At 57.4% G+C, this 11,472-nt stretch carries 15 protein-coding genes; 7 read left to right on the top strand and 8 right to left on the bottom strand.

Annotated elements, in window-relative coordinates:
- Nucleotide 1: 1 nt before the first annotated feature.
- The 8 genes from pdxH to rpsP all read right to left on the bottom strand — a co-directional run bounded on the left by pdxH (nt 2) and on the right by rpsP (nt 4,983).
- A complete protein-coding gene (pdxH, locus tag VMU57_RS05285; protein WP_325381552.1) occupies nt 2–598 on the bottom strand; it encodes a pyridoxamine 5'-phosphate oxidase in 597 nt (198 codons plus the stop codon).
- A 23-nt stretch (nt 599–621) separates the two neighbouring features.
- Complete coding sequence (locus tag VMU57_RS05280) at nt 622–1,338, bottom strand: PIG-L family deacetylase (RefSeq protein ID WP_325381599.1); 717 nt, start codon at nt 1,336–1,338, stop codon at nt 622–624.
- Between the two features lie 5 nt (nt 1,339–1,343).
- On the bottom strand, nt 1,344–2,111 hold the full coding sequence (locus tag VMU57_RS05275) for a ribonuclease HII (RefSeq protein ID WP_325381550.1): 768 nt from the start codon (nt 2,109–2,111) through the stop codon (nt 1,344–1,346).
- 87 nt (nt 2,112–2,198) lie between these two features.
- Nucleotides 2,199–2,555 carry a 50S ribosomal protein L19 gene (rplS, locus tag VMU57_RS05270; RefSeq protein ID WP_348268503.1) on the bottom strand — a complete coding sequence of 119 codons (357 nt, stop codon included), beginning with the start codon at nt 2,553–2,555 and terminating at the stop codon, nt 2,199–2,201.
- A gap of 65 nt (nt 2,556–2,620) precedes the next feature.
- Nucleotides 2,621–3,445: a tRNA (guanosine(37)-N1)-methyltransferase TrmD gene (gene trmD, locus VMU57_RS05265; RefSeq protein WP_325381546.1), complete on the bottom strand. Its 825-nt coding sequence runs from the start codon at nt 3,443–3,445 to the stop codon at nt 2,621–2,623.
- Between the two features lie 40 nt (nt 3,446–3,485).
- Entirely contained in the window at nt 3,486–4,121 is a 636-nt protein-coding gene (rimM, locus tag VMU57_RS05260) for a ribosome maturation factor RimM (RefSeq protein ID WP_325381544.1), read from the bottom strand.
- Nucleotides 4,122–4,149: 28 nt separating this feature from the next.
- Nucleotides 4,150–4,443 carry a KH domain-containing protein gene (locus VMU57_RS05255; RefSeq protein WP_325381542.1) on the bottom strand — a complete coding sequence of 98 codons (294 nt, stop codon included), beginning with the start codon at nt 4,441–4,443 and terminating at the stop codon, nt 4,150–4,152.
- A gap of 282 nt (nt 4,444–4,725) precedes the next feature.
- Entirely contained in the window at nt 4,726–4,983 is a 258-nt protein-coding gene (rpsP, locus tag VMU57_RS05250) for a 30S ribosomal protein S16 (protein WP_325381540.1), read from the bottom strand.
- Between the two features lie 175 nt (nt 4,984–5,158).
- On the opposite strand from rpsP, the gene VMU57_RS05245 reads away from it, so the two are divergent.
- From VMU57_RS05245 to VMU57_RS05215, 7 genes are all read left to right on the top strand, one after another.
- Entirely contained in the window at nt 5,159–5,869 is a 711-nt protein-coding gene (locus VMU57_RS05245) for an esterase family protein (RefSeq protein WP_325381537.1), read from the top strand.
- Between the two features lie 73 nt (nt 5,870–5,942).
- Complete coding sequence (locus VMU57_RS05240) at nt 5,943–6,950, top strand: hypothetical protein (protein ID WP_325381533.1); 1,008 nt, start codon at nt 5,943–5,945, stop codon at nt 6,948–6,950.
- Nucleotides 6,951–7,237: 287 nt separating this feature from the next.
- Complete coding sequence (locus VMU57_RS05235; protein WP_325381531.1) at nt 7,238–7,564, top strand: PilZ domain-containing protein; 327 nt, start codon at nt 7,238–7,240, stop codon at nt 7,562–7,564.
- Between the two features lie 3 nt (nt 7,565–7,567).
- Nucleotides 7,568–8,362: a response regulator transcription factor gene (locus VMU57_RS05230; protein WP_325381529.1), complete on the top strand. Its 795-nt coding sequence runs from the start codon at nt 7,568–7,570 to the stop codon at nt 8,360–8,362.
- A 259-nt stretch (nt 8,363–8,621) separates the two neighbouring features.
- Entirely contained in the window at nt 8,622–9,245 is a 624-nt protein-coding gene (locus tag VMU57_RS05225; protein ID WP_325381527.1) for an RNA polymerase sigma factor, read from the top strand.
- Nucleotides 9,242–9,484 (top strand): anti-sigma factor family protein, encoded by a 243-nt coding sequence (locus tag VMU57_RS05220; protein WP_325381525.1) that lies wholly within the window; start codon nt 9,242–9,244, stop codon nt 9,482–9,484. Before VMU57_RS05225 ends, VMU57_RS05220 begins: the two co-directional genes overlap by 4 nt.
- Nucleotides 9,485–9,705: 221 nt before the next feature.
- Nucleotides 9,706–11,427, top strand: a complete 1,722-nt coding sequence (locus VMU57_RS05215) for a nitrite/sulfite reductase (protein WP_325381523.1) — start codon at nt 9,706–9,708, stop codon at nt 11,425–11,427.
- Nucleotides 11,428–11,472 lie beyond the last annotated feature (45 nt).

The raw sequence follows: 11,472 nt of genomic DNA, 5'->3' as shown, positions 1-11,472 counted from the left end.
TTCAGGGATACAGTCGTTCCTTTGACCAGCCGTTATCGGTGCGCAAAAACAAGAACCGATCATGCAGTCGCTCTACGCCATTTACCCAAAACTCGATTCGCTCTGGCCAAAGCACATACCCGCGCCAGTATTCAGGGCGTGAAACCTCGTCCGGACTGCGCTCCTCGGCCAATCGGACACGCTCTTCCAAAGCCTGTCGGCTGGCTAGCGGCCTGCTCTGTCGCGAAGCTACTGCCCCAAGCTGGCTACCTCGCGAGCGACTATGAAAGTAGACATCTGCCTCTGTTTCGGGAAGCTCTGAAACCAGGCCTTCTACACGGACCTGACGGCGCAGCGATTTCCAGTGAAAGCACATCGCCGCCCGCGGATTCTCCGACAACTCGGAGCCCTTCCTGCTCTCTGCGTTGGTGTAGAAGGCAAACCCGCGCTCGTCCAATCCTTTCAACAGCACCATCCGAACACTCGGCGCGCCCTCTGTCGTAGCCGTAGCGAGTGCCACAGCATTGGGGTCGTTCAGCTCGCCGGCCTCCGCTTCAAGCATCCACGCCTTGAACAGCGCAATAGGATCCACCGCAGTTTCTGCGTCAGTCATGTTCATGATTGTTCACCACGCAAGGCCGGCTATTCATCCAGTCCATCGAATAAATTGTTCTCGAGCCGGGCTGGCTGCGGCTCCTTTGCGGCCACCAGTGTATAAAACTCCTCAGCGCCGTACTTTGCAAACAGCTCTTTCGTCTGCTCCATCAAAGGAGCCTGCGAAGCATGTTGGCGAAATGCCTCCGTCTTTAGCTCTCGCACGGATTCAATGTCGAGTATGACCGTCCAAGGCATCGGATTCGGTGCCTGCCGACCCGGGATGAAGAAGTTCGTACTCAGATAGAACAGCCGTTTCGGCTCATGCACTGCGCCAAGCTGCGGATAGCGTTTTGTCTGCCCCGACCAGTGAAATGCCGCCGTAGTCAGCATCGAAACCATCATGTGATCAGGGTGCGTATTCAGGCCGCCATCAGTGCCAAACGTCAGCACAACGTCCGGTCGAAACTGTCGCATCTTCTCTACCAGCCGCCCGGCAGCCTGCGAAAAGTCGACAAACTCCAAGCGAGCATCGTGATAATCGAGCAGCTCATGCCTGGTCACGCCAAGCACCTCGCACGACGCGGTAAACTCTTCTCGCCGCATCTTTCCCAACGCCTCGCCCGATGCTGCGTCACCACGGTTCGTAGCCGCTTGGCCATCGGTCAGGCAGATGACGTAAGTTTCCACTCCATTCTCCGCAGCCAACGCCAGTGCTCCCCCAAACGCAAAACATTCATCGTCGGGATGCGCGACGACACACATCAATTTCAATCCCACTTCTTCCCCTCTTCTAATTCGAAATCATCAAACAGCAACTCTTCTGTGACCTGCGCCTCGACCACTGCATCTGGATCGACTGCGCGCACCGGAGCAAAAGTGCGCCGGTGCAGGTCACATGGCCCACGTTCAGCCAGCGCCCGCCGATGCTCCGGCGTGCCATAGCCTTTGTGCGACGCCAGCCCATATCCTGGATGCACGAGGTCTAAATCGCGCATCAATGCATCCCGGTACACCTTGGCGACGACCGAAGCCGCCGCAATCGAAAGACTCAGCGAGTCTCCATAGATTAGCTTTGTCTGTTTGCAGGGATGGTCCAGTCGCATGGCATCAATCAGTAGATGATCCGGCGCAATCTCCAACCCCTGCACGGCAGCCAGCATAGCCATTCGCGTCGCCTGGTAGATATTCACGCGGTCGATCGTCGCAGCGTCCACTTCGGCGATGCAAACCGCTATCGCCAGCCGCCTGATGCGTTTGTTCAACTGCTCACGCTGCTCCTGCGTCAGCTGTTTCGAATCCGTCAGCCCTGCCTTTGCCAGTCCGCTCAGGCGTTCGGGAAGAATCACCGCAGCCGCGACCACAGGTCCAAACAAGGCTCCGCGGCCCACTTCATCTACGCCGGCAATGCTGCGATAGCCGTGATATCGCAAAGCCTGCTCCGGCGCATCGCTGCACACAAGCTGCTTCAGCATTCGCTGCTTCGCTGTCGCGGCAGTGACTGTCTTCGAGATTCGAATCGATGCAACAAAGGCCATACGCGTCATCAACGAGTGTATAACCCGGCAGCGCACAAAACGAAGCCACGACCGAAGTCGTGGCTCTGTAAAACGAAGAATGAAAGCTTACTTGGCGCGCTCGACTTCGCGCAGACGGGCAGCCTTGCCGCGCAGACCGCGCAGGTAGAACAGCTTGGAGCGGCGAACTTCGTAGGAGCGAATCTTCTCGACCTTGTCCACAACCTTGGAGTTGTAGGGGAAGATGCGCTCGACGCCCTGGCCAAAGCTCATCTTGCGAACGGTAAAGGTGCCCTGGGCTCCCTTACGGCAGGCAATCACCATGCCTTCAAACGCCTGCAGACGCTCTTTCTCGCCCTCGCGGATTTTAACTTGAACGCGGACGGTATCGCCAGGGGCAAACTCGGGTAAATCGGTCCGCTCGAACTTGGCGGCCAGCTTCTGCATGATTGGATTGATCGACATGACAACTTTCCTGTGTTTGGACTCGAGTCTTTAGTGTACACGAATCTGGGCGCGAAAGTCCTTATTTACGCCTCATATTCGCTATCGGGCCGAAGCTCCGCCAGCATCTCTCGATCTTCCTCGCTGATCGCAATCCGGTCCAGCAGATCGGGCCGGTTTTGCAGCGTCTTCTGCAGGGCCATCCTTCGCCGCCAGCGCCGAATCGCCTCATGGTCCCCGCCGCGCAAAGCCTCAGGAATCGCCACTCCGCGAAACTCCGCAGGCCGCGTGTAGTGCGGATAGTCCAGCAACCCTCCCGCGCCATAGGTGCTCCGCGGAACCCCATCCACAGACTCGCCATCCACTGCCGCATCATCTGCCCCAAAGCTCTCAAACCGCGACGAATCAGGGTTCCCCAACGCGCCCGGCAGTAACCGGACTACGGCATCCACAATCACCGCCGCTGCCAGCTCTCCACCCGAAAGCACATAGTCCCCAATCGAGATCTCCCGGTCGCAGAGCATCTCATTCACGCGCTCGTCCACGCCTTCATAGCGTCCGCAGATAATGACCACTCGCTCTGTCGCGGCAAGTTCACGCGCCACGGTCTGAGTAAATGGCCGTCCCTGCGCCGAGAGCAGAATTACTGTCTCCTTCTTTTGCTGCCGTTCGATCTTGGATGAAATTCCCAGCGAGGCGACAGCGTCATAAATAGGCTCCGGTTTCAACACCATGCCTTCGCCGCCGCCAAACGGTCTGTCGTCCACCGTCCGGTGCCGATCATGCGTAAAACCGCGCAGATCATGCGTAGCTATATCCACCAGGCCTGCCGTGCGGGCGCGCTTCAGGATTCCATAGTCCAGGGGACTGTCAAAGAAGCCCGGAAAAATTGTAATGATATCGAAGCGCATAAGAATCAGTTTAGTGCCTGCGATGCGCTGCCATGGACAGCTATCGCTTCGACTCTTGGCGAATCTTTACCCCGTCGCTCGGCTTCGGCGATTGATTCACTTCCAGCAGGCCCTCGGGCAGGGCCATGTCTACTCGCTTCACTTTAGTATCCACTCCGACTATGAACGCCTTGGCAAAGGGAATCAAAATCTCGTTACCATCGGGGGATGTAACCTCCAACAGCGGGGCAGCGTCCTCCAGCCGTCGAGAGCCATCCGCCGTAGCAGGGAACTGAACGTCGGCGATCACGCCAACCGCTACCGCGCCGTCATACACCGTGCAACCAACTAATTCGCTGATATAGACCGCGTCCTCGTCCAGTGGTGCCCGTTCCTCGTCTGGAACTAGAACCTCAAGCCCGGCCAGCGCCTCTGCCTGATTGATTGAGTCCACCCCGGCAAACTGCAGCACGATGCGCCCCTCGTTCTTGCCGACAGGCAGCCAGAATGCGATGACCTCAGCCGTTCGCGCCTGTGCCGCCTCGCCGTCAAAGCCAGGCGCCGCAAGAAAGATCTGCTTTCGTTCCTCGAACCGTTCAGGAAAGTCGGTCAACAACTCCGCGAGCAACTCGCCCTTACGGCCTTGAGGCCGTAGCAAGTGAGCCAGCGCGATCCACGAAGAAGCGTTTGCTGTCATAGGTCGAAACAAAAACTAACTCAGCACATCACGATGCTCTGGTCTCTTCCACGATGTCCAGCGAAAAGCGACGTTTCAGCTTCATGCTGGCCGCGCTCAGCACGGTGCGTATCGAGCGCGCCGTCCGGCCTTGTTTACCGATCACTTTGCCTACATCGCTCTGCGCCACATGCAGTCGCAGCAGCGTCCCATCGCCATCCTGGATGGTCTCCACGGAAACCTCTTCCGGTTTATCCACCAGCGCGCGGGCAAGTTCAGCGACCAGGTCGCTCATCTTTTTCGCAGAATCGTCACCTGATGCCAATTGCATGGCTTCATCCATTACACACACCTCTTGGGAGTCACGCTGCGACGCTCACGCTCAACCTTTAGTCTCATCTGATGCGAGATCTTCCAGACTGCGCTGCTACGAGCATCACAACGGTTCATGGGGAGCCTGGTTGAATGCGCCATGCTTTCCCCATTTTGCACAGCCGATTTATCGACGGTGCAATAGAGAAATTCTACGTGAGTAATGTGCACGATGCGATATAAGGAACCGGCTCTGTTACGAAATCTTTGGGAACCCTGCTTTTCGTTCCCAAAGATTCATCAGTAACGTGACTTAAGCGGCAGACGCAGCCTCGGTCGTCGCTGCAGGAGCCTGGGTCATCAGCTTTCCGACCCGGTCCGACAACTGCGCGCCATTGCCCACCCAGTAGTCGATGCGGTCGCGTTTCAGGTCGACGGTCGCAGGGTTTGTGCGGGGATTGTACGTGCCCACGACTTCAACCGACCGGCCATTGCGGGCGCGGTCCTTTTCGATTACAACGACGCGATAGTGGGGCTGCTTACGCGCTCCAACGCGCGCCAAACGGATCATCAACACTAGGAATGCCTTTCAAAACTGTTATTTTGAGCCTGACGCCCGTCCGCGAAGTTCTTTACACAGGACAGGACTGATACAGCCCAACACCTAAGTATGGCCGAAAATGCAGCTTTTCGCAATGCTTACGCGCTGCTAATTCCTATCCCCCAATCTCGCTACAATAGAGCCAGTGAACCGCGAATATCACAAATGGTTATCGCCAGCCCTCGGGCGGGAGATGGAGTTCCTCGTCTTCGGACACGCCGGCCCTCCCGCACTTGCCTTTTCTACCTCCTGCGGGCGTTTCTTCGACTTCGAGGACCGGGGCATGGTCAGCGCCGTTCAGCACAAGATCGAAGCTGGCCATCTGCAACTCTTTTGTATTGATTCCGTTGACGCCGAAAGCTGGTACAACCGCACCGTCGTTCCACGCGCCCGGGTCGCCCGCCATCTTCGCTTCGAGCAATACATCCTGGAAGAGGTCGTTCCCTTCGTCCGCCACCGGAACCGCTCTCCGGGCCTCGGTGCCATTGGGTGCAGCTTCGGTGGTTACCATGCGGTCAACATCGCCCTCCGCCACCCTGAGACCTTCACCGGCATCCTCTCCATGGGCGGCGCGCTCGACCCCTCCGGCTTCCTCTCCGGCTACTACGACCAGGATTGCTACCTCAATCTGCCGACTCACTACATGCCGAACATGAGCGACGCTCATTATTTCGACTTCTACCGCCGCAACAGTTGTGTCCTCGCCACGGGAGTGGATGACGTCTGCCGCGGCATGAATCAGCAGATGGCTCACATCCTTCATGCCAAGGAGATTCCCTGTCGCCTCGACGTCTGGGGCAACGGTGCCGGCCACGACTGGTCTACCTGGCAGCGCATGATTCAGACCTATCTATAGACAAGGCAGAGCACCTTGAAGACTGATAGACAAGACAGAGCACTTTGAAGACTTATAGACAAGGGAGAGCACTTTGAAGAAGATTGGCGTCCTGTTCGGAATGGAGAATACCTTTCCCAGCGCTCTTGTCGACCGCATCAACTCCATGGAGATTGACGGCGTCCGCGCCGAATTCGCCCACGTGGGCGGCGTGCAGATGGCTGTCCCCTCCGGCTACGATGTGATCATCGACCGCATCTCGCACGAGATGCCCTTCTACCGTGCATGGCTCAAAAACGCTGTGCTTACTGGCACGCAGGTCATCAACAATCCCTTCTGGTGGTCCGCCGACGACAAGTTCTTCAACTACGCCCTTGCTTCAAAGCTTGGTGTCGCTGTTCCCCGAACCATTCTGCTTCCGCACAAGAATTTCCCGTCGCAGATCAACGCCCGCTCCGTCCGCAATCTCGAGTATCCGCTCGACTGGGATGGCATCTTCGACCACATCGGCTTTCCCGCCTTCCTGAAACCGCACGATGGCGGCGGCTGGCGCGACGTCTTCCACGTCCACAACCGCGACGAGTTCTTTGTCGCCTACGACCAGACCCGCGACCTCTGCATGACACTCCAGGCCGCGGTCAACTTCCAGGAATATTTCCGCTGCTTCGTCGTCGGCCAGTCCGAGGTCCGCATTATGGCCTACGATCCACATCAGCCCTTTGAACACCGATACATACAGGAGCCGCCCAGCAGCGATCCTCAGCTCTTGCAGCGTGTCGAGCAGGACGCCCTCACGCTCTGCCGTGCCCTCGGCTACGATCTCAACACGGTCGAGTTCGCCGTTGAAGATGGTATCCCCTACGCCATCGACTTCATGAATCCCGTACCCGATGCCGATCTCTATTCGGTAGGCGAGGCCAGCTTCCACTGGATCGTCGATGCCATGGCCAGGCTGGCGATCAAAAAAGCACAATCTCCATGGTCAGTTGAGATCGCCCCTCAATCGCAGATGCATTGGTCGACCTTCCTCTCTGGGAGTAACGCCAAGGCCCCTAAGCCGAAAGCTGTTCGTCGGCCTGCGGCAAAAAAGGTCCTCACCTGAAAATAAGCAATGAAAATCAGCAATGACGTTTGCCCTGTCGTCCTACTGAAGGCGCGGAATTATACCACCGATTGAAGATTTTTGTTCCACGTGGAACATTATTGCTAACGTTGTGGTGCACAGGGATGGCTGAATCCAGGTGCGACCTCATGGAAGTTACGGCATACGTTCGATTCCGAATCTCGCACCCCCCAGAAATTTCTTGCTCAATCGGAGGCGTACGGTAGACTCCTCTATGTCAACCAACGGACCGCATCGCGGCCGCGAGGTTGAGCCAAGGAGGACGTGTGAGTCAGCGGCCCAGGACGAATGGAGACAACCCAGTTCGCAATGCAGTCCGTTTTCCTATGAGACTGGCCATTCACCTCTGTACGGAGGAGGGAGAGATTGACGCAGTGACCGAGAATATCTCCGCCAACGGCCTGCTGTTTGTCAGCGACCGCCTTCCCGAGATTGACAGTAAAATTGAGTTCACTATTACCATGCCATCGGCGGTTATGGGCTCTGCTACCGATGTCACCATCCACTGTAGGGGCCGCGTGGTGCGCCACTCCGTTGAGAATGGTGAGAAGAAGGCCGCTGCTGTGATCGACGAATATTTTCTAAAGGCCTGATTTATGACGGTTGTTCATTTTGACAAAACCCGGAGTGAAGACGATGGACCGGAGGAGACTGTTCTCCAGGAGAACCCGGGTCCGACTGGAATTCGCGTCGTGCTGGCCGATTCGCAGGCCATCTATCGTGTTGGAATCCGCAAGATCTTCGCCCTTGAGGACGACATCCGCGTCGTCGCCCAGGTAGAGAACCTAAATAATCTGTATCTCGCGCTGCAGCGCTACCCCACCGACGTCGTCGTGCTCGAAGGCCAGCTGATTGCCGGAACCATCGACGCCATTCCGGAGCTGGTGCGTCAGCATCCCGATGCCAAGCTGATCGTCCAGGTCTCGGAGGCGGACGAGTCCAACACGGTCGAGCTCTATCGCCGCGGCGTCCGCGGTGTAGTGCCGCGTTCCATCTCCCCCGATCTTCTGGTCAAGTGCGTCCGTAAGATCGCCGACGGCGAGACCTGGATCGACAATCAATCCATCAGCTGGGTCATCGAGGCCTACCGTGCCCAGGCAACCTCGCTTACGGATCCCAAGGTGCAGCCCAAGCTATCGAAAAAAGAGCTGGCCATTATCAGCTGCATCACCCGGGGCATGCGCAACAAGGAGATTGCCTACCAGGTCGGGACCACCGAACAGGTCATCAAGAACTATCTTCGCAAGATCTACGACAAGCTGGGCGTCTCCGACCGTCTGGAGCTTGCGCTCTACTGCCTGCACCATGAGTTGCTGAAGAAGTACACGCAGGAGCTAAACAGTGCAGGCATCGCGACCGAGCCATCCCAGCCGCTCCGCGCCAAGATGTAGCCGTTCTATAGCTATATCCTCTCAGGCGTAGCTTCCTTTGTTTGTCATTCCCGAAGGGAATCTGCGTTTTGCTCGAATCACCAAAACTATATCTGGAAGAGAACCGCTCTAGCTCTTCCATGGGGAGCTGGCCTTGGCGATCCCCTGGTGCTGGTCGCGCCTTCGAGCGGGCCGCATTGCTCTCACCCCTTACTGCATTTACTATGGTGCATGGATTGACTTTAACTAATCATCCTTTTGTTTTGGCACCCTTCTGCACATGTCAACCATCCAATCCCCAGCGACGGAAGAAATTCATCCCGATGTAGCGCTTGTAGCACGCGCGAAAGCGGGGGACGCGGCTGCCTTCGAGCAGCTCGTGCGGCAGTACGAACGCCAGATCTTTCGGGTAGCGCAGCATATTACTCAAAACCGTGAAGACGCCGAAGACATCACGCAGGACGCATTCCTCAAGGCTTACGAGAAGCTGGAGCAGTTCCAGGGAAACTCAAAGTTCTCTACCTGGCTGGTCCGCATCGCGGTCAACGAGAGCCTCATGCGGCTGCGCAAGCGCAAGACCAGCAAGACTGTCTCGATGGACGCCGACGTCCAGACCGAAGATGGGGCCATCCCCAGAGACTTCGCCGAGTGGCGGCCCAATCCTGAGCAAAATTACAATCAGGCAGAGCTGGCCGAGATTCTCCGCAAGACGATCCAGGGCCTTCCCCCCGGTTTTCGCACCGTCTTCACCCTGCGCGACATTGAAAATCTCTCCACGGAAGAGACTGCGGAGGCTCTCGGCTTGAGTGTTCCCGCCGTCAAATCGAGACTGTTGCGCGCACGCCTGCAGTTGCGTGAGCGTCTCAGCAGATACTTCCACAAGAAGGAGGGTCAGCCAGCATGACCTGCACCGATTTTCTCAGCCAGCTTACCGATTACTTCGACGGCCAGATCAGCCCCGAGCTTCTCGAAGAGGTTCGCGCTCATACTGCCGATTGCAGCCACTGCGAGGTGGTCCTCAATACGACCCGCCAAACCATTGAAATCTATCGCGGAACTGAAGTTTACGAGGTTTCAGACGACTTTCGCGAGCGCCTTCACTCCGCCATTATGCGGAAATGCAGCCAAAAGGCGAGTGCTTAGACCCTGTTTTTCTTGACGCATGACAAGGCTCCGACTATCCTAATATCAATGGCGATATTTTGCGCATCCCGTTGTTGCATGTGTTGTTGCGACTCCGTGCGCCTTCGCCTTTGCCCTGCTTCGTAGACTGTCCCTAAAAAGTCCGATACACATCAGCAAAGTCATAAGCGCCCACGAACTTGAGTGGGCTCTTTTTATTTCTGCTTCACCAAAGGAATCTAATGACCACCCCTTCCGCCCCCGCCGTCAAAGAGACCAAAGCCCAGAAGACAGAGCGCCTCAAGCTCGCCAAGAACCCCTGGGAGGCCTTTGACGAGATCCGCCAGTTTGCCCGCGACGGGCGCGACTCTGTCCCCGAAGACTGGGCGCTCTACTTCCGCTGGTGGGGAGTCTACTCGCAGGGCGACGGTCTCGGCCTGGCTGGCGGCAAGAATGGTGAGGGCAAAGCCACTGAATTCTTCATGCTGCGCATCGGCCTGCCCAACGGCCTGCTCACCAGCCATCAGCTTCGCGTCATCGGCGGGATCACCAAGAAATTCGCACGCAACCTGGCCGATATCACGACCCGCCAGAACATCCAGCTTCACTGGCTCACCATCGCCGATCTCGTCGAAGTCGTCGATACTCTTACCGAGATTGGCCTCTCCCCCAAGGGAGCCTGCGGCGACGTCGTCCGCAACGTGACCGGCTGCCCCCTCGCCGGAATCAACCACGACGAGCTCATCGACGCCTCACCTCTTGCTGTCGAAGTAGCAAGAACGCTCACGGCGAACACAGCCTTTTATAACCTGCCCCGCAAATTCAAGATCTCCGTCTCAGGCTGCCCTCTATGGTGCAACTACCCCGAGATCAATGACGTTGCTCTTACTGCGATCAAGCACGTCGTAGACGGCAAGGAAGAGGTTGGCTACACCCTCCGCGTCGGCGGTGGTCTCTCGACGGAACCGCACATCGCCGCGCGCATTCCCGCCTTCATCCGTCAGGATCAGGCCCTCGCCACTGTCATCGCCGCTGCGGAGATCTTCCGCGACGCCGACGTGCTCCGCGAAAACCGTGCAAAGGCGCGCTCCAAGTATCTCTTCATGAAGTTCGGCTGGACGCCTGAATCTTACCTCGAGGTGCTCGAACAGAAGCTGGGCTACAAGCTGATTCCTTCTCCCGTAGAAGACGAGAACATCGCCGACGACATCTATCGCGACCACATCGGTATCACCCAGCAGCGCCAACCCGGCCTCTCTTCGGTCGGCGCCAGCGTTCTTCGCGGACGGGTCACTGGCGATCAGTTGCAAAAGCTCGCCGATCTCGCCGATAAGTACGGCAATGGTCAGCTTCGCGCCACCATCATGCAGAACATCATCATCGTGAACGTGCCCAATGAGATGACCGCTGCCCTGGTCATCGAGCTGAACACGCTTGGCTTTCTGGTCGATGTATCAACTTTCTGGCGCGGAGCGATTGCCTGCACCGGCACCGAGTTCTGCAAGCTCGCCATTACTGAAACCAAAGGATTTGCAAAGTGGCTGGTCAGCGAGATGGAGGACCGCCTCCCGGGCTTCGATCAGCAGATCAAGCTACACGTCACCGGTTGCACCAACAGCTGCGGCCAGCACTGGATCGCCGATATCGGTCTTGAAGGTAAGAAGATCAAGAAGGACGGCAAGCTCGTAGATGCCTTTCAGTTCTGCGTTGGCGGGGCCGTAGGCAAATACGCTCGTACCTCTCGCCCTCTCGGCTACCGTGCGGCTGCGGAAGACGTCCCGGATGCCATTGAGCGCTTGCTCCAGTCCTACCTGGCCGATCGTCAGCCGGAGGAAGATCTCCGCGCCTACTTTGCGCGCCACAACGACGAGACTCTCCGCGCATTGCTGAACGGCGAGGCCATCGATGCGGTTGAGCGCGATGCGCCCCCTGTCGGTGCTGGCCGTCTCGCTCTGGGCGAGTAACACCGGAAGCAGTGGAGACATAGAAACACTCGTGATAGGTTTCTA

Source organism: Edaphobacter sp., assembly GCF_035532915.1.
Taxonomy (GTDB): domain Bacteria; phylum Acidobacteriota; class Terriglobia; order Terriglobales; family Acidobacteriaceae; genus Edaphobacter.
Note: the sequence above shows the minus strand (reverse complement) of the source record. Positions and strands in the feature narration are given on the sequence as shown.

Excerpts from the sequence above, each read along its gene's own strand:
- VMU57_RS05280 (WP_325381599.1), bottom strand. The coding sequence starts at position 1,338 with ATGTGTGTCGTCGCGCATCCCGACGATGAATGTTTTGCGTTTGGGGGA.
- VMU57_RS05275 (WP_325381550.1), bottom strand. The coding sequence starts at position 2,111 with ATGGCCTTTGTTGCATCGATTCGAATCTCGAAGACAGTCACTGCCGCG.
- VMU57_RS05215 (WP_325381523.1), top strand. The coding sequence starts at position 9,706 with ATGACCACCCCTTCCGCCCCCGCCGTCAAAGAGACCAAAGCCCAGAAG.
- rplS (WP_348268503.1), bottom strand. The coding sequence starts at position 2,555 with ATGTCGATCAATCCAATCATGCAGAAGCTGGCCGCCAAGTTCGAGCGG.
- rpsP (WP_325381540.1), bottom strand. The coding sequence starts at position 4,983 with ATGATCCGTTTGGCGCGCGTTGGAGCGCGTAAGCAGCCCCACTATCGC.
- rimM (WP_325381544.1), bottom strand. The coding sequence starts at position 4,121 with ATGACAGCAAACGCTTCTTCGTGGATCGCGCTGGCTCACTTGCTACGG.
- trmD (WP_325381546.1), bottom strand. The coding sequence starts at position 3,445 with ATGCGCTTCGATATCATTACAATTTTTCCGGGCTTCTTTGACAGTCCC.
- VMU57_RS05220 (WP_325381525.1), top strand. The coding sequence starts at position 9,242 with ATGACCTGCACCGATTTTCTCAGCCAGCTTACCGATTACTTCGACGGC.
- VMU57_RS05230 (WP_325381529.1), top strand. The coding sequence starts at position 7,568 with ATGACGGTTGTTCATTTTGACAAAACCCGGAGTGAAGACGATGGACCG.
- VMU57_RS05225 (WP_325381527.1), top strand. The coding sequence starts at position 8,622 with ATGTCAACCATCCAATCCCCAGCGACGGAAGAAATTCATCCCGATGTA.
- VMU57_RS05255 (WP_325381542.1), bottom strand. The coding sequence starts at position 4,443 with ATGGATGAAGCCATGCAATTGGCATCAGGTGACGATTCTGCGAAAAAG.
- pdxH (WP_325381552.1), bottom strand. The coding sequence starts at position 598 with ATGAACATGACTGACGCAGAAACTGCGGTGGATCCTATTGCGCTGTTC.